The sequence below is a fragment of the Agromyces sp. Root81 genome (assembly GCF_001429165.1).
GTDB lineage: Bacteria > Actinomycetota > Actinomycetes > Actinomycetales > Microbacteriaceae > Agromyces.
In genome coordinates, this window is record NZ_LMIR01000001.1 from 66,409 (window position 1) to 86,552 (window position 20,144).

Genomic DNA, 20,144 nt, shown 5'->3' on the forward strand with positions numbered 1-20,144 from the left:
ACGCAGATCGCGCGAGTCTCGGGCGCGATACGCGTCTCGACGCGCCGCACTGCTCGAGGCGGCACACCGGCACGTCACTCGTCGGCTTGCCCGCCGACCCGGTCGAGCGCGTTCGCGTACACGGTTCGGAGCGTGTCGCCCTGCCACTCGGTGCCACGATGCACGGCCGCTTCGCCGATGATCGCCGTCAGCCCGCCTGCCGTGAGGTTCGAGCGAACCCGATCGCTCGTCACGATGACCTCGAGCCGCGAACCGGCCTGATCGAGTTCGGTCGCGTATCGCCGGAGCACCTCGACGTGCGACAGCCCGATCTGGTCGATGCCTCGGAGGCGGAGGATCACGACCGAACCGCGGGTCGCGGCATCGACACGGGGGAGTTGCGCCTCCAGGTTCGGTGCGTTCGCGAAGAACAAGCTGCCGTACGGCTGCACGACCACGACCTCATGCGCCCCGACCGTCGCCGCAGGTGAGGACTCGCGCCGACGACCGTCGTCTTCGAAGTGGATCTGACGAAGACGCAGCTGATTCGACTGCTCGGCGACGAAGAGGATGATTCCGAGCCCGACGCCGACGAGCACCGCGAACTGCAGCGGCACGATGAGCGTCAGGAGGAACGTCACCCCCATCACGGTGATCTGGAGCACGCCCGTGTTGGCGACCGACTGGATCTGCGCGGGCTTGATGGTGCCGATGCCGATGACGATCAGCAGCGCGGCGAGCGACGGCATGGCCACCTGCGAGACGATGCCCGAGGCGAAGAGCACCGTGATCGCCATGACGGAGGACGCCATGATCAGGCCGAGCCTCGTACGGGCTCCCGCGGCGACGTACAGGGCCGAGGCGGACATCGATCCGCCCACCGGCATGCCCTGGAAGAGTCCGGAGACCAGGTTTCCGACGCCCTGGCCCACGAAGTCGCGGTTGGTGTCTGCCGGGCGCCCGTCGGTGTTCGGCACGCCGGCGGAGACCGCCGCGCCCTGCACGATGCCGACGAACGCGAGCGACATCGCAGGAATGATGAGGAACCAGACGTCCTCGAGTACGGGAAGCGTCGGCATGGGGAGGGCGGCGGGGATCTCCGCAATGTCCGCGACCACGGCGACATCGAAGCCGCTGCCGTTCATCAGCCAGGCGACGACGGAGCCCACCGCGACAGCCACCACGAGCCCCAGGGAGCGCAGTGGGGTGCGAGTCAGGAGCGGGATGAGCACCATGGTGAGCACCCCGACGATGAGCGTCGGGATGTCGAAACGGGAAACATGCAGCACCAGGTCGATCGCGCGGGTCAGCCGATTCGCGCCGTATCCCTCCGCCCCGGTGAGGTCTCCGAGCTGGCCGAGCACGATGTTGACGCCGACCGCGGTCACGAATCCGGTCATGACCGCCGTCGGCACGAAGCGCAGCAGGCGGCCACCGCCCAGCAGTCCCGCGAGGAGCATGACGACGCCGGTCAGCATCGCGAGCGTGAAGAGCGCACGTTCAGGATCGGGGCGCGACGCCAGATCGGTGTCGTTGACGATCAGCGCCATCGCGCCGGTCGCCTGCACAGCCATGAACGAACTGCTGGTGAAGAACGCGGCGCCGGCCATGCCGAAGAGGTACGCATAGAGCCCTGCGACCGGGTTCACGCCCGCGAGCAACCCGCTGGCGAGCCCGTCGGGCACGCTTTCGACGCCGAGCACGAGCCCGGCGAGTGCATCCTTCCGGAGTGAACCTCGGCGCAGCAGCCGGCGGATGCCGCGTGGACGCGGGCCGGGCGATTCAGCGTTGTTCATGGCAGATGGCAGGACTGCATCGAGGCTGTCTCTCGGGCGTACGACTCCGCACGTTGCTCCTCCCTCGGAACCGACGATCAGGAGAGGCTATCGGCAGAGTCGCCGACACGGGTCATGCGATCAGCACGATCATCGCGAGCGGCACGACGACCGTGAGCTACGGGGTTCGATCAGAAGCGACCGAGGGCGCTCAGGAGGGCGCGTGCGCGGGGGCCTCGAGCTGGGCGAGGAAGGCGTTGTGAACCGCCTGCGTCCCGTAGCCCGCAGAGTCCTTGACGCATTCCGGGCACCAGTGTCCGCCCGTCAGGATGAGTCGGGGGCTCGCCTCGAACTCGTGACCGAGGCCGCACCTCCAACCGAGTACCGTCGCGATGTCTCCCTTCGTGAACGCCTCCGAGAGGAGCCGGCCGCCGCGGAAGGCCGCTGCGCCCTGGAGATCCTCGATGGCCCACTCCGCAGGATCCCGCGACTCGTCATAGCCGTGATCCAGCAGGATCGGGACTCGACTCGGGTTGGGGGTTTCGAACGTCGACCAGCCTCCGATCGCCTTCCATTGCGCGAGGGAGCCGAAGAACGCATCGATCTCCGCTCGATTTCCCGATCGGATCGCCGCCATGGTGCCGCGAGGCTTGCGGGTGATCGGCTTCATCACGAAGTGCTTGACGAACCACCCCGGCGCCGTGCCCGCCTTGAGCGCGGATTCCGGCAGTTCCGTGATCGCGCGGGCGAGCGCGTCGTCGAAGGTGTCGCGGCGGAACGGGACGAGCGCTTCGAGACGGTCGCTGTCGGTGTACCACTGGCCGTGGAAGTTCTTGAGGGCGAACCAGTTGCGGTCGTACCAACGGCGCGGGTCGGCGACACCCATCGCCGCGAAGAGCTTCAACTGCAGCTCCCAGTTGGTGATGCGCCATCCGTCGCCGCCGCCGATGTTGTAGATGCCGCCCCACAGCTCGTCGGGGGCCTCGGGCTCGCAGATTCCCGCGAGCAGTCGCGCCGCGTCTTCCGCCGACACCCATTCCAGGACCCCGGCGAGCGGGGTGTGCGTCATGATCGGGTCCTGCACCTGCATGAGCCCCGCGTGGAAGATGCCGGTCTGACGCAGCCAGACCCACTTCGGGAGGCCGGAATCCACGAGCAGACGCTCGGCGATCACCTTGCTCTGCCCGTACTCGTCGAACCGCGAGACGCGCACGGGGTCGCCGATCCGTCCCCAGTGGTGCGGTGCGGGGCGATCGCCCGTCTCGGCGACCGAGCCGATTCCGACCACGCCGATGCCGCCCGGGTCAGGTTGCGCCGCGACGGCGCGGACGATGTTGCGCATGCTGCCCACGTTGACCCGCTGGGCGAGCTCCGGTTGCTCATCGGCGAGGGGCGAGACGACGGCACCGACGTGCAGCACGTAGTCGGCACGGCTCACGCAGGACTCGACCACGTCGTAGTCCGTCAGGTCGCCGAACACGACCTCGAGATTCTCCATGCCCTCGAACTCCTCGAGGGCCTGCCGGTCGCGTGGGGTGGGCAGGGCGAGGGCGATGACGGAGACGCGATCGGCCCGTCCGCGGAACTCGCGGAGGATCGCCCGGCCCCAGTTTCCGGTGGCTCCGGTCAGGAAGACACGGGTACGGCTGGGGGGAGTGACGGCCATCGGGATCCTCGATCATTCTGCCCGGTGCGGTCCAGGCGGACTCAGCCTAGCTTCGGCCTCGATCGCCTTCCCGGACTCCGCCCGGCGTCGTATCCTCGAACTCGTACAGAGGAGAGAGGGGCTTCCGATGCACAAGGTGACGTACTCGATGGGCGTATCCCTCGATGGGTACATCGTCGGGCCCGACGGCGGGCTCGACTGGACGCCGCCCGATGCCGAGCTGTTCCGCTTCGTCATCGAGGAGACGCGAGAGGTCGGCGTCTACCTGATGGGACGTCGGCTGTACGAGACGATGCTGTACTGGGAGACCGCCGCCCAGGATCCATCGCTCGGCGATGCCGAGCTCGAGTGGGCCGCGCTCTGGAATCCTCTGCCGAAGGTGGTGTTCTCCTCGAAGCTGTCCGAAGTGCAGGGCAGTGCCCACCTGGCCTCGGGCACCGTTGCGGAGGAGATCGAGCGGCTGCGAGACGAGCCGGGGGAGCACAGCATCGCGATCGGCGGAGCCACGCTCGCCTCGGCAGCTGCCGACCTGATCGACGAGTACCGGCTCAGGGTGTATCCGGTGCTGGTCGGCGGAGGCGTCCCGTTCTTTCCCCGGCGGGAGCGCCGGGCGGATCTCGAACTCGTCGAGAACCGCGTCTTCGACTCGGGAGTCGTCTTCCTCCGCTACCGAGTCGTGCGGTCGCAGCGCGACCCGCTCGCATCCTGATCCGTTCGCTCTCGCTCGCCCGCGACCTCGCGGTGCGCGATGCTCACCGGTCGGCGTGCAACGGTGCGGCGGGCAGTTGCACCGTCACGCGCATCCCGCCTTCGGGAGGACCGACGATCACGAGCGTTCCCTCGTGCGCCTGGGTGATGCTCTTGACGATCGCAAGGCCGAGACCAACGCCCCCATGGTCGCCGCGGATGCGTTCCGTGCCGCGCTGGAACGGTTCGGTGAGCGTGGAGACGAGGCGGGGCGGAAGCGGCTCGCCGGTGTTCTCGACCACGATGCTGACGAACCTCTCGTCGACCGACGTCGTGACCTTCGCGGTGCCGTGTGCGGGGAGATTGTGCACGATGGCGTTGTGCAGCAGGTTCGTGGTCAGCTGCAGCAGGAGCGTGCGAGAGCCGAGCGTGAAGGCGACGTCTCCGGATGTCTCGATGGTGACGCCGCGCCGCTCCGCGATCGGCAGCAGCGTCTCGGCGGCCTCCTCCGCGAGGAGCGACAGGTCGACGACCGCTCGGGTGAACGACCGCTGATCGGCGCGGCTGAGCAGGAGCAGTGCCTCGGTGAGGTCGATCGCGCGGGTGTTGACCGCGCTGAGACGTTCGACGAGCGCTTCGCTGTCGTGGCCTGGATCGTTGCGCGCGACCTCGAGCATGGTCTGCGTGATCGCCAACGGGGTGCGCAGTTCGTGGGAGGCGTTGGCCGCGAACCTCTGCTGTTCGGCGACGTGCGCCTCGAGCCGTGCGAGCATGGCGTCGAAGCTGTCGGCGAGTTCACGGAACTCGTCGTTCCGGCCCTCCAACTCGATGCGGTGCGAGAGCGAGTCGTCGGCAGCCCTGCGCGTGGCTTCCGTGATGCGCCCCAGGGGCACGAGCATGCGGCCGGCGAGGAACCATCCACCCAGCAGGCCGACCACCAGCAGGAACAGCAGGACCCAGGTCGCCACCGGACCGAACGCTCGGATGAGGTCGTTGCGCCCTGGGACGAATCCACCGGTGGTCTCGACCGCATGAGTGGGCACGTACCGCAGGAGGTAGAGCCACACCGCCGCGAGCAGCAGCAAGCTCGCCACCATCAGGAAGCCCGCGTAGCTGAGGGTGAGCTTGAGCCGGACGCTCATTCCCCGAGCCCTAGCCACGCTCGTCTCCCGTAGCCAGGGCGGCCCCGGTGTCGATGCGATATCCGACGCCCGGCACGGTGGCGATGACCCAAGGCTCGCCGAGCCGTTTGCGCAACGCCGAGACCGTGATCCGCACGGCGTTCGTGAACGGATCGGCGTTCTCGTCCCACGCCCGCTCCAGCAGCTCTTCCGCGCTGATGACGCCGCCCCCGGCGGCCACGAGCACTTCGAGCACGGCGAACTGCTTCCGCGTCAGCGCGACGTAGCGGCCGTCGCGGTAGACCTCGCGACGGAAGGGGTCCAGACGCAGCCCGGCGATCTCCGTCACGGGTGGCCGATTGTGCGCCCGCCGGCGGTCGAGCGCTCGCAGTCTGAGCACGAGTTCCTGCAGCTCGAACGGCTTGGTCAGGTAGTCGTCGGCTCCGAGTCCGAACCCGGAGGCCTTGTCATCCAGTCGGTCTGCGGCGGTGAGCATCAGGATGGGCATGCCGCTGCCGGAGGCGACGATGCTCGCGGCGATCTCGTCACCGGAGCGGCCGGGGACGTCGCGGTCCAGCACTGCGATGTCGTACGAGTTGATGCTCAACAGCTCCAGAGCGGTTTCCCCGTCACCGGTGATGTCGGCCGCGATCGCTTCCAGGCGCAGCCCATCGCGAATGGCCTCCGCCATGAACGGTTCGTCTTCCACCACAAGCACACGCATACTCGCAATGCTAGAAGGCGCCGCATATCGTCGTCGTATCCGAAACCGGATACGGCCCGGCTCCGCCTGAGGATTCAGGGGCGAGCGCGCGTCAGTCGGCCCACACCTCGTCGATCGGGATCTCTCGCCCGAGGACGTTCGACGCCGCCCGGTGACCCGAGTAGAGGGCTGCAGGCACCGTCGCGGGGTCATCCGTCCAGGTCGCTTCGCCGGCGAGGTGGAGGACCCCGCCGACGGGGGTCGCGAGATCGTCGTGGTCGGCCGTCGTCGAGCCGACCGTCATGTACGCGTACGAGCCGCGGGCGAACGGGTCATCCTGCCACTCGGTGATGTGCACGCTGCTCGGCTGTTGCACGCGCTCGCCGTAGAGTCGGCGCAACTGTGCGAGCACGGACTCGACGATTCGCTCCGCATCCCAGCCGCGCGCCGCCCGGGCCGTCGGCCCCGCCGCGAAGGTGAGGAGCGTCGGCGTGCCGTGCAGGTCCGTGAGGTCGTACCAGGAGTGCCACCAGCGGCTCTCGGGTCCCTGCTGTCGGATGGCGTAGACCCCGTCGTCCCAGAACTTCACCGGGAACCGCAGGAAGACCTTCTCGAACGCGTTCATCTCGAGTCGGCCGAGCGCACCCGCGACGGGGTCGGGGAGCGGCGGATCGATGACGAACTCGTGCGACTGCAGCACGCCGACCGGCACCGTCACCACGGCGTCGTCGGCCGCGAACGTGCCACGATCCGTCGTGATGGCGACCCCGTCGGGCGACCATCGGACGCGCGTGACGACGTGTTCGAGACGGATGTCGAGCCCAGAAGCGAGGCTTTCGGGAAGTCGGTCGTAGCCGTCGGGGAACACGACCTCGTCACCGTCGATGGAGTCGTCGTCGAGGCCGTGTGCTGCGAGATCCTCGATCCACGCCCCGTACTGCTCCTCGGCCCGATGCTCGAGGTACTCGCGCACGCGCTGGGTGCGCTCGGCGTCCCAGGCCAGGCGGGCGAGGGCTGCCTCGGTCACGTCGCGGTACGAGGCATCCGTTTCGGACGCCGCGACCACGTCGACGAGCTCGGCGTCGACGGCACGGATGTCGTCGGCGAATCGTCTCGCAGCGGCATCCGGGAGCCGCTCGCCGTCGGGATCGAAGTAGGCGATCGGACGGCTGTCGGGCTGGTACCCGCCGACCGTGAATTCCACGGTCGGCATGCCGAACGCGTCGGCCGCCGCGGCGACGGGACTGCCGGAGACGCCGTGGATCCAGGACGCGCCGAGGTCGGTGACGAGCCCGTCGCTGCGATCGGTCCAGACCCTGCCGCCCACCCGGTCGCGCGCCTCGAGCACGACGACTCGACGGCCGGCCTTCGCGAGCAGCCGGGCGGCGGTCAGGCCCGCCACCCCCGCACCGATCACGATCGTGTCGACGTGGACCATCGGCGAATCTCCTTCAGTCAGAGCGGATGCCTCGTGCCCTCCGACGCTATCGGTCGGCGACGCCCCCGCGTGACACGACGATCGACCTCTGCCGCATCCCGGGTGAGGATGGGAGCCATGGACTTCATGGAGATCCGCTTCGACGGCCGGATCCCGGTCGACCGGGACGATGTCGAGGACGAGTTGAACGACGCACTCGCCGGCATCGGCGAGGTGAGCGGCGCCGGCTCCGGAGCGTTCGGGGCGCACCTCGACGTCGACATCGATCCGGTGGCAGAGCGCGACGAGGCGGTGCGCCGCGTACTGGGTGTGCTCCACGGACTCGGACTGTCCGGGCTGGCTCGGATCCGTCCGGGCGATGGCACGGAGTGGATCGACGCCTGATGACCGGAGCGATGGAGTGGGTCGGCACGGGAGGCGGGCCGCTGATCGCCGTGCCCGAGTCGGTGCTCGGCGCCTGGTCCGGGGCGGACGACGACCTGGACGACCTGGACGGGCTCGACGAGCTCGACGACGAGGAAGCCGGTGACTACGGGCGTGCCTGTGCAGCGGACGGGTACGCCGGGGTGATCGACGTCGGTGGTGCCTCCGCGCTGGTGCTCGGCGACGACCCCGCCCCGACGACCTTCCTCGCGGAGCACTCGCTCTTCGTCCGCAGGTTGGCCGCCGACAGGGAGGAGGCCGCGGTGGGTGCGGTCGGGCGGGCGATGGAGGTTGCCAGGTGGGAGGAGGCGACGCACTGGGACGTGCCCGGGCCCGTCGTGCTCTTCGACGCCGCCTTCTCAGCGGAGGATCTCGGCAGCACCTCGTCGCTGCACATCGATCTCGCGGCAGGTCGATACCGGGTCGAGTCCGCGCATGTCAAGCCCGACGAGGACACCTGGCTTCTGCTGGTCAGGCTTTCTCCCGCGTCACCGCTGTGACAGGGTGAAATGCATGATCATCGAGATTGTTCCCCCCGAGACCGTGGGCCCGGTCCGAATCGGCATGACCATGGATGAGGCGAAGCGCGCGCTCGCCACCATCGACGGCCACGATCCGCAGTCCGGGTTGCCGGCCATCTACGACAGCGGCATGTCCATCGAACTCGAACCCGCCCCCGGCGGAACGGTGGGCGCGATCGAGGTGTGCCGTCCCTACGGCCCGATGCGCATCGAGTACCGCGGCATCGACCTGCTGGGCACGCCGGCAGCGCGAGTCGTGGAGCAGCTTTCCGAGTTCACGGCGCTCGAGGAGGACGAGGGCGGTCGCAGCTACGTGGCTCCCGCGCTCCTGCTGTCGCTGTGGCGACCGTTCGTCGAGGACGAGAACCCCGACGAAGAGCAGGGCCACTACTTCCAGTCGGTTCTGGTCGCGCCGCCGGGCTACTACGACGGACCGTTCGGCTGAGCGTCCAGTGATGCGGTCGACGGCTGTTCGAACCTGACCTTGACCCGTTCCTGGAGGAACTCCTGCTCAGGAAGGCCGTGGGGCGTCGAGGCCGACCAACTCGGAGCTCACCAGCCACAGGTGCTCGGCAACGGCTTGATCCTCGCCGCGTCTGGACGGCCGCACGCGCGCACTGCTCGAGAAGAACCCACCGGTGATCTGTTCCAGGTCGGGAGCGGTTGACAGATGGATCGAGGTCGCTGCACCCTGAGCCGGTGTCTTCATGAACGGCCGGAGCAATGGCACGATGGTGCGCTGCACCGCGGCTGGATCCTCTGCGCCGAAGGAGGTGCGCACCACGCCGGGATGCAGGGCGTTGGACGTGACCCGGGTGCCGTGCAGGCGTCTGGCCAGTTCGAACGCGAACAGCACGTTCGCCAGTTTCGACTGGTCGTAGGCTCGCGATCCCGAGTAGCTCCGTTCGCCTTGGAGATCGTCGAAGTCGATCCGTCCGGTGCGATGCGCGTTCGAGGAGACCGTGACGACCCGTGACGGAGCATTTCGCCGAAGCAGATCGAGGAGGAGGTTCGTCAGCAGGAACGGCGCGAGGTGATTGACGGCGAAGGTGCGTTCGAGCCCATCGACCGTGACGTGACGGGTCTGCCAGAACCCTCCGACGTTGTTGACGAGCACGTCGATGCGCGGCATGCGTTGCTGCACCTCGTCGGCCACCCGCCGTACCTCGGCCTGCGAGGAGAGGTCGGCGATGAAGGCGTCCACCGTGCCGGCGCCCGCCTCACGGATCTCCAGTGCCGCAGCTTCGGTGCGTTGCCGATCTCGCCCGACGATCGCGAGGTGCATACCCGCCCGGGCGAGTCCGAGCGCGGTCGCCTTGCCGATGCCGCCGCTCGCGCCGGTGATCAGCACGACACGAGGCTGGGATTCGAGCGGGGTCGATCGTGCTGCGGCATCCGATCTTCGCGACATGGCGGACTCCCTCCATGCGAACATCCCCAGTATGGTCCCGAAGCCGCGCACCTTGAAGCCATCGCGGACCTCTTGCAGGAGGTTGCAGCGATCAGTCGCGATCGACGCCGGGCGGCGCCGCGGTCGAGCTGCGGATGATGAGCTCGGGTTCGAAGAACAACTCGCCCCGGTGCACCGCTCGGTGCTTCACCAGCCGGGTCATCACCGGCACGACCGCCTCGGCCAGGCGCTCGATGGGCTGGCGCACCGACGTCAGCGGAGGGTCGGCGAAGTCGAGCGGGTAGACATCGTCGTAGCCGACGATCGAGATGTCCTCCGGAACGCGCAGCCCGCGCCGTCGTGCGGCCTTGACGGCGCCGAGCGCGATCTCATCGCTCGCCGCGACGATCGCGGTCAGGTCCGAATCGCCGAGCAGCGTGTTCGTCGCGGAGATGCCGCCCTCGACGCTGTACTCGTGTCGGACGACGTGGAGCAGGCCGTCATCGCCACGCGCGCGCAACGCTGCCGTGAACCCCTCGACGCGCAGGTCACTCGGCCGGTTGCCGATCGGGCCCGCGGCGATCCCGATCCGCCGATGTCCGAGGCGCCAGAGGTGGTCGACGGCGAGCTCCGAGGCCATCCGGTCGTCCGTCGACAGGCCGGGCGCCGAGACACCGGCGAAGTTGCCGTTGATGCAGACGAACGGGATGCCTCGAGTCGTGAGCAGGCGGTGGACCGCGGGCTCGGCCTGCTCGAGCGTGTTGCTCGCGGACACGAAGACGACGCCGACGGCGCCGGCGTCCACCATCGCTCCCACGAAGTCGAGCTCTTGCGTGCCGCCGACCGGGGCGGAGCAGATCACCGCGCGCAGCCCCTGCAGGCCCAGGGCCGCGGCGATGCGGTCCGCGAGGTGCGCGAAGAACGGGTCGCGCAGTCCCGGCGTCACCAGCAGCACGAGGCTGCCGTGCGTCGCCCGCGTGTACCCGACGCGGCGCATCGCGTCCTCCACGGTCCGACGGGTCTCCGCCGCGACGACCGAGGGGTTGTTGACCACTCTGCTCACCGTCGCCTCGCTGACTCCAGCCGCCTCTGCGACGGCGCTGAGTCCGACTCTGGCCACCCGGCTCCCCTTCACCTCGATCACACGCGCTCGAGATGCACGAGGACGGCCGTCTCCGGCCGCATCGCAGGAATCTCCACCCCCGACGTCATCAGGATGCTACCGGGCAGTGTGACCGGCGTGGGGGAGAAGAGCCCGTACGCGCCGACGGCGTCGATCGCCGACATCTCCTCTTCCGTCATGCCCGGCATCTCGGCCTGCACTCGGTAGCGGGCGGCCGCCTCGAGTCCAGGGAGCCGGAGCCGCATCGTCGCGTCGGGCGAGTGCTCCGCAGCGATGACGGTGAAGAGCGCCCGAGCGCCATCCGCGCTCACGACGCCTCGCACCGCGGCATCCTGGCCCGAACGATCCCCGTTGACGACCTCGCCCGTGTGCAGCAGGTCTCGCGCGTGCCGGTACCGCTGGATCCAGGCGGCGAGTTCGGCCAGTTCCTCAGGCGAGGCGGTCGTGAGGTCCCATTCGATTCCGAAGTGACCGATGAAGGCCACGGCGGCGCGGAACGGGAGCGAATGCGTCCTGCCCGTCGTGTGCGAGACCGGTGACGCGACGTGCGACCCCACGAGTTCGGGGGGCAGCAGCATGCCCGTGCCCGTCATGATGCGCATCCGATCGAGCGGGTCCATGTTGTCCGACGCCCAGACCCGATCGGTGTGCTCGATGACGCCCCGATCGACGCGGCCGCCACCGGAGCTGCAGCTCTCGATCTCGAGGCCGGGATGCGCCGCGCGCAGTTCCGCCATCAGGCGATAGGTGGCCAGCGTCTGGCGGTGCACCGCCGGGGTGAGGTCGCGCCCGCTTCCCGCCTCCACGAGGTCTCGGTTGTGGTCCCACTTGAGATACCGGATGCGCGAATCGGAGAGCAGGGTCGTCAACCGATCGTGGAGGTACTCGTATGCAGCGGGGTTGGTCAGGTCCAGCACCTGCTGGTGACGCCCCTCGATCGGGAGCGTGTCGCGAGCACGCATGATCCAGTCGGGGTGGGCGCGCGCGACGTCGGAGTCGGCGTTGACCATCTCGGGCTCGACCCAGATGCCGAACTGCATGCCGAGTCCGGTGACGAGCGACACGAGCGGGTCGAGACCGTTCGGCCAGACCGCGGGGTCGGGCGTCCAGTCGCCGAGCCCGGCGCGATCGTTCCGCCTGCCGAGGAACCACCCGTCGTCGAGCACGAATCGCTCGACGCCGAGTTCGGAGGCGGCGGAGGCGAGTTGCGAGAGCTTGTCGAAGTCGTGGTCGAAGTAGACGGCCTCCCAGACGTTGAGCGTGACGGGTCGCGGCGATCGGGGATGACCCGGCCGGGCGCGGAGCGAGGTGTGATGGCGTGACGCGACGCCGTCGAGGCCGGTGCCGTAGGCGGCGTAGACGAGCGGCGACCGGTACTCATCGCCCGACCCGAGCGTGATCTCCCCGGGCAGGAGGAGCTCGCCGCCGCCGAGGACCGAGCCGCTCGACGTTCGTTCGAGGTAGTGCTCATGGTTGCCGCTGAAGCCGACGTGCAGCGACCAGACCTCACCGTGACGGAAGCCGAAACCTGGGGTGCCGACGCACAGCATCAGTGCGGCGTCGAGTCCGGTGCGCCCTCGGCGCGACTCCCGCGCGTGCAGCCCGTACCTCACGTCGAATCGCTGCGGCCAGCGCTCGTTGCCCCACCGACCCGCGAAGTCCATGCCTTCGCTCGCGTACGTGGGAACGGGCAGCACGAGTCGCAGCGCCTCGAGGCGGTACGGCGCGGCCGAGGTGTTGCGGAGCGCGGCCTGCATCGTCACGATGCCGGAGTCCTCGAGTGCGATGTCGAGCTCGAGCTCGAGCTCCGCCCACTCGTCGCGAGCGAGGATGCGAAGCCCGCCCGGCCCGTGGGACACCGTCTCGCCGGAATCGAGCACGCGACCGCCGATCGCGGTCTCGACGACGGCGAACCGAGGCGACCATGCGGTGCCCTCACGGCTGCCCACCACTCCGGGCCGCCCGAACCATCCGTCGCCGTGCTCCGGGACGATCGTCAGCGGGATTCGGGCATCGGCGCCGCTCGCGGTCGGAGCCTGCTCGGCGACGCTGCACGCGAGCTGGAGCTCGTCTGCCGTCAGGTCGCCGAGTGCTCGGCCCCAGTGCGTCACCTCCGGCAGCCCGGTGGGGTGGATGCGCAGGACGAGCGAGACGCCGGCAGAGGTCAGATGCACAACGGAGGGTGACATGCTGCAAGTATTGAGCAAGATCATGCATTGATCCAGCAGAAATTTCAGTGCACGGATCAGACCCGTGGGGTCATGTCCGCACGAACGACCGCTCCAGGCGGCGGAGTCCCTCCCGGATCCTGGCCGGATCGTAGGTGGTGAACGAGAGTCGCATCGTGGAGGCATCCGGCCGTTCCGCGTAGAACGGGGCGCCTGGCACGTAGGCGACCGACTGCTCGATCGCCGCAGCCAGATGGCGGGTGCTGTCGTGGCCGGGCGGCATCGTGGCCCACACGAACATGCCGCCGTGCGGGGTGGTCCACGTGCTCCCCGCCGGGAGCGTCTGCGGCAGGGCGGCGAGCATCGCGTCCCGGCGCTCGCCGTAGGCGGAACGGATCCGGTCGAGTGCTGACTCGAGGCCGCCACCGGTCAGGTAGTGCGCCGCAGCGGCCTGATCGACGGTCGAGGTGTGCAGATCGGCGGCCTGCTTCGTCACGACCACTGCGGAGTGGAGGTCGGCTCTGGTCCGGATCCAGCCGAGCCGGAGCCCGGGGGCGAGCACCTTGGAGAAGCTGCCGACCGTGATGACGTGCTCGTTCGAGCGGGCGGCGAGATACGGCATCGGATCGCCCGAATAGCGCAGTTCGCGGTACGGCTCGTCCTCGATGATGCGGAATCCGTGCTCGGCGGCGAGACGTGCGAGGCCGCTGCGCGTCGCGAGGCCGAGCGAACCGCCGGTCGGATTCTGGAATGTCGGAACCGTATACAGGAGCTTCGGGCGGTGTTGCTCGGCCAGCACGCCCAGCGCGTCGAGGTCGATGCCCTCGGCGGTCATCGGCACGCTGACGATTCGCGCCCCGGCGAGGGTGAACGCCTGGAGTGCCGCGAGATAGCTCGGACGCTCGACCAGCACTGTGTCGCCCGGGTCGATGAGTGCGAGTGCGAGGAGGCTCAGCGCCTGCTGCGACCCGGTCGTGACGAGGATCTCGTCACGCGAGGTGGGCAGGCCCTGGGCGGTGTAGCGCTCGGCGATGAACTCGCGCAGGGCCGGGTTGCCTTCGCTCGTCGAGTACTGCAGGCCGACCGGGGCGGCCAGCGCCGCGTCGAACGAGCGTCGGAGCCCTTCGAGGTCGAAGAGCTCGGGAGCCGGCAGGCCGCCGGCGAAGGAGATGATGTCGGGGTTCTCGGTGAGCGCGAGGAGATCGCGCACCGGTGATCGCGTCGTGCCTCCTGCGCGCTGCGAGAGGCGGGGGAGCTGGGTTGAGACGGGCATGGATACCTCACCGGCAGAGAGTTGGGGAACGTCGGGATCTGGTGGCCGTCTCGATCGTGTCCCCGGCCGGGCGAGCTCGTCATCGTGGTCGGATGGCGGGTTCGGTACTTTACGGTACAGAATGTATCGTATGGCCGCAACGACGTTGGGACGACCTCGGCACGAGAGCATCGACCGGGCGATCCTCGACGCGGCGGCGCGGATCATCGAGGTCGAGAACTATCGCGCACTCACGATCGGCCGGGTCGCTCAGGACGCCGCGACGACGCGCGCTGCCGTGTATCGGCGATTCCGCACGACTGCGGAACTCGCAATCGCGGTGCTGCGCGCCCGGTTCGGCACCGATCCGGGCGTGGACACGGGCGATCTCGAGACCGACCTCCGGACGATCCAGCAGCACCGTCTCGATCTGTTCAACCACCCGCTCGTCGTGCGCGGACTCCCGGGCCTGATCGACGACCTCTCGCTCCAGCCCGAAGCCGCGCGGCACTTCTCCGAAGAGTTCCTCGGACCGCGGCGCACCGCGACGACGCGGGCGTCGTCGAGGCATCCGTCGACGTGGAGTGGATCAGCGACCTGCTCACCGGCCCGCTTCTCATGCGTGTGCTGCTGCCGGGTCTGCAACGGATCGACACGGCGTTGATCGAGCACACGATCGGCGTCGCCATGGTCGAACTGGGCTCGCCCGGCCGGCAGCTCAGGTGACGGCGCATCCTCGGCGGGCTGGTTGGGGTGTGCAGACTCGTGGTAGACCGGTCCGCCAGGAGTGTTCCTGACTGAGTGCTTGGTCAGCCTTGGTACGCGCTCCTCATTGACAATCAGTCTTTTTAAGGACGGCTCCTCGGGCATCAGGGTGCCCCGTGACAGTGTTACCCACCGAGACCAACGATTCGGCGGTAAACGTCTCGACCAGATCTGCGCCCTCCCAGAATGTGTCCGGAGCCCCTGCGTAGATATCCGCGTCGTGAAGCGCTGACAAAGCGAGCCCTTGCTCGCCATATGGGTACGCCACCACGTCTCGCGGCGAGTCCGACGGCCACGCTTCTTGCGGCATGTCCGTGTGGATCCCTAGGTCGGGAACTTCGCTCAGCTCGATCTTCAGGAGCGTGCCACTCGCGCCGGCGAGAAACCATGAACCGGACGGTGCTTGCAGAGCGAGGTGGAGCTCCTCCGCCGCGGAGGGTGGCCGTTGGAACTCACCGCGTTCCCCGCCGATCGACCTCGTGTTCGGTTCAGCCGCGTAAAGGTGCGCCCACGGCACCAACACAGAGGTACACGCGGGTACTCCTGCGATCTCACCCTCCACCTCTCGGAGTACGCCCTTTTCTCCGTCGAACGCGACATACCAGAACGCCGTCGACACAATCGGGATCGGGGTCGAATTGGTGAACACGAGTCCAGTGTCCAGAACGGATGACGAGATTCCCGAGATGAACGTGAAGTCGGATGTCCTGGTCTGCGCATCGAGGGCGGCCACCGCGGCGCGAGCCTCTGTCGAGGAAGCGTTTGACTGAATTACCACAAAGACAAGTGATGCCGCTGTCGCGAGAGCGGTGAAAGCGAAGAGGAGAGGTTCTCCCAACCGCCGCCAGCGGGTTTCCCTAATCTCAACGAGGAGATCTCCCGCCGTGACGATGGCTGCCGCCCTGTGAAATTCGTTCGCGGCATCCGTGATTGCCGCCAGCGGTCCGGTGACCTTCGGGCGCGAACCAGGCGATCGCTTCTTGCGTTGCATGGGCCTATTCTGCCGTCAGCGGATGCATAGGCAACGTCGTGTGGCTTTCATCGGGTCGGCACCGGACCGCGGCGCACCGTCGTCGAGGCATCCGTCGACGTGGAGTGGATCAGCGACCTGCTCACCGGCCCGCTTCTCATGCGTGTGCTGCTGCCGGGTCTGCAACGGATCGACACAGCGTTGATCGAGCACACGATCGGTGTCGCCATGGTCGAGCTGGGCTCGCCCGGCCGGCAGCTCAGGTGACGGCGTCCACGATCATCGAGTACACGCCGAACAGGAAGATCAGCAGGCCGGCCGCGATCCAGAACCACTCGACGCGACGCGTGAGACGCCTGCCCTGCTTCGCGACGCCCGGCGGTGGACGGTGGATCACCGGTGCACCGTCGGCGGGCGACCACGTCACGTGCGTCGAGCCCAGCCGCTCATCGCGCCATCGCTCCCACCGCGCCACCTGTCCGGTCAGGGCGTCGACGACGGAGAACAGCCAGCGCCAGGTCGCCGGGTCGAGGGTCGACAGGTCCCGGCGCGAGTACAGGAACAGGTGGTCGTCGACGATCTCGACGTCGAGTTCCGCCGTGGTGTCGATGAACCCGGCCATCACGTCGGGTGTGAACAGGTAGAGCGCGTCGGTCTCGTACCCGTCTGGGCAGTACAACTCGAAGAACCGGTCGAAGTCGCCTTCGAGATGCAGCCGTTGGCTTCGCTCGAACGCGATCGGCAGCCTCCGACGGCCGAGCCCGTTGTTCCCCTTCGCATCGAGCACGATGTGCGGCAGCGTCACCGGCAGCCGAACCGCGACGTAGCCCCATTCGTGATGCTCCTTGCCCTTGCCCTCGCCGGTCGTGGAGCGGTGGTTGGCGATCGAGACGGGGTGGCGTCCGCCCCGCGACACGACGTCGTACGCCAGTTCCGGAGAGCCGGCGCCGAAGATCATGCCGGGCAGCGCGGGGCCGGGCTGCACCGGTGCGTAGGCCATGCCGTTCGCTGCGGCGAACCGGTGCAGGCGGAACTGGCGGCGACCCGTGCGCTTCAGGAGATCTCGAACGACGAGCACGAGCGCCACCACGACGAATCCGACGTACGGCAGGAGCAGAACCCAGGCCGCGAACCAGTCATCGAGGTCGGGCGTCGGCACGAGGTCGTCCCCGAGCAGCGATGTCCAGAAGACCAGCAGCACGAGGGCGGCTGCGAGCAGCAGCCCGAACGGCCAGAACGTTCCGGCGAGGCTCGGCCGCATCGAGGTCGGCAGTTGCGATCGGAACGCTGCCAGCTCTGCTCGGTCGATGGGCTCCTCGAGCGCAGTCGTGTCCAGGCGTGTCGCGGTCGACGCCGTGCCGCGCTCAACCACGGAACGCGGTGATGGTCGGCGTCATCGGCGCGCCCGATCGGCGAGCTTTGCTGCGAGGGCCTCGGCATCGGGCACGAACCAGGCGGCGTCGCCGCGGTTCGTCTCCCAGACGAACGCGTCGAAGGCATCGTTCGCAGCTATGTGCTCGGAGACGTCGCCGATGATCGCGATGCGCAGGCGGTACTTGCCGAGCTTGCCGAGCACCTCGCCGGCGAATCCGCTCGAGAGGTCGAAGAAGCGCTCGTCGAGCCGTTCGACCGGGATCGCGATGAGGGCGGCCCGGCTCGACCAGGCGCCGCCGATCAGGTCGGAGGTGTCGTCGTCGGTCGCGATCGTGGGGCCGTCGACGTCGAGGAGATCGACGCGCACTCCGTGGAGTTCTTCGATGGGCATGCCCCAACGCTAACCCCGACGTACGTCGAACGAGCGGATGCCGCGGGCGACATGCGGCCCGCGGCATCCGCTCGCTCGTGGTCGATCAGCCGAACGGCACCGCTTCGAGTACGGTGACCTGCACTGCGCGGTTCGGCGCCTGGTAGGTGACGGTGTCGCCGACGTAGTGGCCGGTGATCGCCGCGCCGAGCGGCGAGGTCGGCGAGTACACGTCGAGGTCGACGCTCGTGTCGAGGTCGGCGAGCTCGCGACTGCCGAGCAGGAAGCTGGTCGGCTCGGCGTCGTCGTCGAACCGCACCGTGATGCGCATGCCGGGTTCGACGAGTCCGTCGTCGGGCTTCAAGCCCACCTCGGCGTTGCGCACGATCGCGCGAAGCTCGGTGGCCCGCGCCTGCTCGGTGTCGGTCAGCGTTCGGCCCGGCCGCGAGAGCTCGGCGAGTTCCGCTTCGAGCCGCTCGAGCGCGGCCGGGGTCATCCACACGGATTCCGTGGTCATCGCGGAATTCCTCCCTTTCGGCGACCCCGCAGGATCGTCTGGCACAGAACTTCCCAGCCTAGTGGAGCGGGCGGCTGTTCGGCGTGTTCCGGCACGCGGGGCGGCGACTCGTCACTGGTTCAGCCAGGCGATCAGCGTGCCGATCGCGGTCAGCAGGATGAGTGCGAGCAGGCCGTAGCGCCGGAGCTGCACCGCGAGGAGCGCGACCGACGGGCGCCGGCGCGGTCGGCGCCGGCGCCGTGACGCGCGAGGAGGTTCGGGCGGAGTGCTCAGCTGGCCCTCGGAACGATGAGGCCGCTTGTGGCGGTGCTGGCGGCGGCGAAACGCGCCTGCACGTCGGCCCAGTTCACGATCTCCCAGAACGCCTTCACGTAGTCGGCGCGGACGTTCCGGTAGTCGAGGTAGTACGCGTGCTCCCACACGTCGAGCTGCAGCAGCGGGGTCACACCCAGCGGCGCGTTGCCCTGCTGGTCGAAGAGCTGGAAGATCACGGGACGGGCGCCGACGCTGTCCCAGGCGAGCACCGCCCAGCCCGAGCCCTGCACGCCGAGCGCCGTCGCGGTGAAGTGCGCGCGGAACGCGTCGAACGAACCGAAGCCGTCGTCGATCGCCGCGGCCAGCTCGCCCTCGGGGGAGCCGCCGCCGTCGGGCGACATGTTCTGCCAGAAGACGCTGTGGTTGATGTGGCCGCCGAGGTTGAACGCGAGGTCCTTCTCGAGCTTGTTGACGTTCGCGAGGTTGCCGCTCTCGCGGGCCTCTGCGAGCTGCTCGAGCGCCGAGTTCGCGCCCGTGACGTAGGCCTGGTGATGCTTGGAGTGGTGCAGCTCCATGATCGTCGCCGAGATGTGCGGCTCGAGTGCGGAGTAGTCGTAGGGCAGTTCGGGCAGTGAATAGGCGGGCATCCGGATGCTTCCTTTCGATCTGCCGCCCGCGGGTGCGGTGCGGCGGGTGACTGGGGTCAGAGTTCGGGGGCGGCCTGGTCGAGGCGGTGGAAGCGGCGGTCGCGGTAGACGAGCGACGGCGCCTGGTCGCCGAGGAAGACGTCGAGCACCTCGGCGACGACGAGCGAGGACCCGCCGACCGGCACCACGTGCAGCGTACGACAGCGGAGCGCCGCGGGGGAGTCGGCGAGCCACGGCTCACCGGTCTCGAGCCACGACCAGCCCTGCTCGGCCGTGAAGCGCGGCTGACCCGAGCGGGCGAACGCGCGCGCGACGTCGACGTGGTGCGCACCGAGGAAGTGGACGACCACGCTGTCGGCGGCGAGCAGCGCGCCGGCCGACCCCGTGGCACGGGTCACCGAGAATGAGAGGGCGGCCGGCTCGGCCGACACGGAGGCGACGCTCGACGCGGTGAGCCCCACCGGCCCGTCGGGCGTCATGCCGGTGATGAGCGCCACGCCGGCCGGGTGATCGCGGAACGCGGCCTTGAACGCCTCGGCGGTGGCGATGGCGCGGCGCGCGGTGGCGACATCCGTCATGCGTGCGCCTCCTGCGGGGGAAGCACGGAGATGACCGGGTGGTCGAAGGCGAGCATGCCGGTCTTGGCGGCGCCGCCGGGCGAGCCGAGCGGAGCGGCCCCGCCGACCGAGACCTCGAAGAACTCGACGTTCGCCTTGTAGTAGTCGGCCCACATGTCGGGCAGGTCGTCCTCGTAGTAGATGGCCTCGACGGGGCACACGGGCTCGCAGGCACCGCAGTCGACGCATTCGTCGGGGTGGATGTAGAGCGAGCGTTCGCCCTCGTAGATGCAGTCGACGGGACATTCGTCGATGCAGGCCTTGTCTTTGACGTCGACGCATGGCAGCGCGATCACATAGGTCACCGGCCGATCACCGACTTCACGTTTCGCATGCCTCTACCGTAAAACCTCAAGTACCCTTGAAGTCAAAACGAGGGGTAC

At 68.7% G+C, this 20,144-nt stretch carries 22 protein-coding genes; 6 read left to right on the forward strand and 16 right to left on the reverse strand.

From position 1 onward, the window contains the following. Window positions 1–74 precede the first annotated feature (74 nt). Together ASE14_RS00330 and ASE14_RS00335 are read right to left on the reverse strand one after the other, a co-directional pair. A complete protein-coding gene (locus ASE14_RS00330; protein WP_056649169.1) occupies window positions 75–1,775 on the reverse strand; it encodes a SulP family inorganic anion transporter in 1,701 nt (566 codons plus the stop codon). A gap of 190 nt (window positions 1,776–1,965) precedes the next feature. Next, entirely contained in the window at window positions 1,966–3,420 is a 1,455-nt protein-coding gene (locus ASE14_RS00335) for an NAD(P)-dependent oxidoreductase (protein ID WP_056649171.1), read from the reverse strand. A gap of 127 nt (window positions 3,421–3,547) precedes the next feature. Between ASE14_RS00335 and ASE14_RS00340 the strand changes: the two genes are divergently transcribed. Next, window positions 3,548–4,129: a dihydrofolate reductase family protein gene (locus tag ASE14_RS00340; protein ID WP_056649174.1), complete on the forward strand. Its 582-nt coding sequence runs from the start codon at window positions 3,548–3,550 to the stop codon at window positions 4,127–4,129. Between the two features lie 43 nt (window positions 4,130–4,172). Here ASE14_RS00340 and ASE14_RS00345 read toward each other — a convergent pair whose 3' ends face one another. The 3 genes from ASE14_RS00345 to ASE14_RS00355 all read right to left on the reverse strand — a co-directional run bounded on the left by ASE14_RS00345 (window position 4,173) and on the right by ASE14_RS00355 (window position 7,369). After that, window positions 4,173–5,249, reverse strand: coding sequence for a HAMP domain-containing sensor histidine kinase (locus ASE14_RS00345; protein WP_056649179.1), 1,077 nt, complete (start codon window positions 5,247–5,249; stop codon window positions 4,173–4,175). A gap of 10 nt (window positions 5,250–5,259) precedes the next feature. Beyond that, a complete protein-coding gene (locus ASE14_RS00350; protein WP_056649180.1) occupies window positions 5,260–5,952 on the reverse strand; it encodes a response regulator transcription factor in 693 nt (230 codons plus the stop codon). A gap of 91 nt (window positions 5,953–6,043) precedes the next feature. Beyond that, window positions 6,044–7,369 carry an NAD(P)/FAD-dependent oxidoreductase gene (locus ASE14_RS00355; RefSeq protein ID WP_056649181.1) on the reverse strand — a complete coding sequence of 442 codons (1,326 nt, stop codon included), beginning with the start codon at window positions 7,367–7,369 and terminating at the stop codon, window positions 6,044–6,046. A 117-nt stretch (window positions 7,370–7,486) separates the two neighbouring features. On the opposite strand from ASE14_RS00355, the gene ASE14_RS00360 reads away from it, so the two are divergent. Genes ASE14_RS00360 through ASE14_RS00370 form a run of 3 tightly spaced genes read left to right on the forward strand, consistent with a single transcriptional unit; the run spans window position 7,487 to window position 8,758 of the window. Beyond that, entirely contained in the window at window positions 7,487–7,753 is a 267-nt protein-coding gene (locus ASE14_RS00360) for a hypothetical protein (RefSeq protein ID WP_056649182.1), read from the forward strand. After that, on the forward strand, window positions 7,753–8,292 hold the full coding sequence (locus ASE14_RS00365) for an Imm21 family immunity protein (protein ID WP_056649183.1): 540 nt from the start codon (window positions 7,753–7,755) through the stop codon (window positions 8,290–8,292). Before ASE14_RS00360 ends, ASE14_RS00365 begins: the two co-directional genes overlap by 1 nt. A gap of 13 nt (window positions 8,293–8,305) precedes the next feature. Continuing rightward, the gene (locus tag ASE14_RS00370) at window positions 8,306–8,758 is read left to right on the forward strand and encodes a hypothetical protein (RefSeq protein ID WP_056649186.1); all 453 of its coding nucleotides are present in this window, start codon (window positions 8,306–8,308) and stop codon (window positions 8,756–8,758) included. A gap of 66 nt (window positions 8,759–8,824) precedes the next feature. Here the strand turns inward: ASE14_RS00370 and ASE14_RS00375 are convergent, their stop codons facing one another. From ASE14_RS00375 to ASE14_RS00390, 4 genes are all read right to left on the reverse strand, one after another. After that, the gene (locus ASE14_RS00375; protein ID WP_369816426.1) at window positions 8,825–9,748 is read right to left on the reverse strand and encodes an SDR family oxidoreductase; all 924 of its coding nucleotides are present in this window, start codon (window positions 9,746–9,748) and stop codon (window positions 8,825–8,827) included. Between the two features lie 67 nt (window positions 9,749–9,815). Beyond that, window positions 9,816–10,823, reverse strand: a complete 1,008-nt coding sequence (locus ASE14_RS00380; RefSeq protein WP_056651532.1) for a LacI family DNA-binding transcriptional regulator — start codon at window positions 10,821–10,823, stop codon at window positions 9,816–9,818. A 20-nt stretch (window positions 10,824–10,843) separates the two neighbouring features. Then, entirely contained in the window at window positions 10,844–13,015 is a 2,172-nt protein-coding gene (locus ASE14_RS00385) for an alpha-galactosidase (RefSeq protein WP_056649192.1), read from the reverse strand. A 70-nt stretch (window positions 13,016–13,085) separates the two neighbouring features. Continuing rightward, window positions 13,086–14,267, reverse strand: coding sequence for a PLP-dependent aminotransferase family protein (locus tag ASE14_RS00390; protein WP_056649195.1), 1,182 nt, complete (start codon window positions 14,265–14,267; stop codon window positions 13,086–13,088). Window positions 14,268–14,397: 130 nt separating this feature from the next. On the opposite strand from ASE14_RS00390, the gene ASE14_RS00395 reads away from it, so the two are divergent. Then, window positions 14,398–14,910: a TetR/AcrR family transcriptional regulator gene (locus tag ASE14_RS00395; RefSeq protein ID WP_162257680.1), complete on the forward strand. Its 513-nt coding sequence runs from the start codon at window positions 14,398–14,400 to the stop codon at window positions 14,908–14,910. Window positions 14,911–15,075: 165 nt separating this feature from the next. On the opposite strand, the gene ASE14_RS00400 is transcribed toward ASE14_RS00395, so the two are convergent. Further along, on the reverse strand, window positions 15,076–16,002 hold the full coding sequence (locus ASE14_RS00400; RefSeq protein WP_157372695.1) for a hypothetical protein: 927 nt from the start codon (window positions 16,000–16,002) through the stop codon (window positions 15,076–15,078). Between the two features lie 99 nt (window positions 16,003–16,101). On the opposite strand from ASE14_RS00400, the gene ASE14_RS20235 reads away from it, so the two are divergent. Continuing rightward, window positions 16,102–16,248: a hypothetical protein gene (locus ASE14_RS20235; protein ID WP_157372696.1), complete on the forward strand. Its 147-nt coding sequence runs from the start codon at window positions 16,102–16,104 to the stop codon at window positions 16,246–16,248. Here the strand turns inward: ASE14_RS20235 and ASE14_RS00405 are convergent. From ASE14_RS00405 to fdxA, 6 genes are all read right to left on the reverse strand, one after another. Further along, on the reverse strand, window positions 16,241–17,353 hold the full coding sequence (locus ASE14_RS00405) for a hypothetical protein (RefSeq protein ID WP_056649204.1): 1,113 nt from the start codon (window positions 17,351–17,353) through the stop codon (window positions 16,241–16,243). The two genes, ASE14_RS20235 and ASE14_RS00405, sit on opposite strands and share 8 nt — an antisense overlap. 21 nt (window positions 17,354–17,374) lie before the next feature. Beyond that, window positions 17,375–17,746: a DUF4180 domain-containing protein gene (locus ASE14_RS00410; protein ID WP_056649207.1), complete on the reverse strand. Its 372-nt coding sequence runs from the start codon at window positions 17,744–17,746 to the stop codon at window positions 17,375–17,377. 85 nt (window positions 17,747–17,831) lie between these two features. Continuing rightward, window positions 17,832–18,242 carry a GreA/GreB family elongation factor gene (locus ASE14_RS00415; protein WP_056649209.1) on the reverse strand — a complete coding sequence of 137 codons (411 nt, stop codon included), beginning with the start codon at window positions 18,240–18,242 and terminating at the stop codon, window positions 17,832–17,834. Window positions 18,243–18,511: 269 nt separating this feature from the next. Next, window positions 18,512–19,144 carry a superoxide dismutase gene (locus ASE14_RS00420; protein ID WP_056649214.1) on the reverse strand — a complete coding sequence of 211 codons (633 nt, stop codon included), beginning with the start codon at window positions 19,142–19,144 and terminating at the stop codon, window positions 18,512–18,514. Window positions 19,145–19,200: 56 nt separating this feature from the next. Then, entirely contained in the window at window positions 19,201–19,722 is a 522-nt protein-coding gene (locus ASE14_RS00425; protein ID WP_056649217.1) for a flavin reductase family protein, read from the reverse strand. After that, the gene (gene fdxA, locus ASE14_RS00430; protein WP_056649220.1) at window positions 19,719–20,066 is read right to left on the reverse strand and encodes a ferredoxin; all 348 of its coding nucleotides are present in this window, start codon (window positions 20,064–20,066) and stop codon (window positions 19,719–19,721) included. The genes ASE14_RS00425 and fdxA overlap by 4 nt, the downstream gene beginning before the upstream one ends. Between the last annotated feature and the right edge of the window lie 78 nt (window positions 20,067–20,144).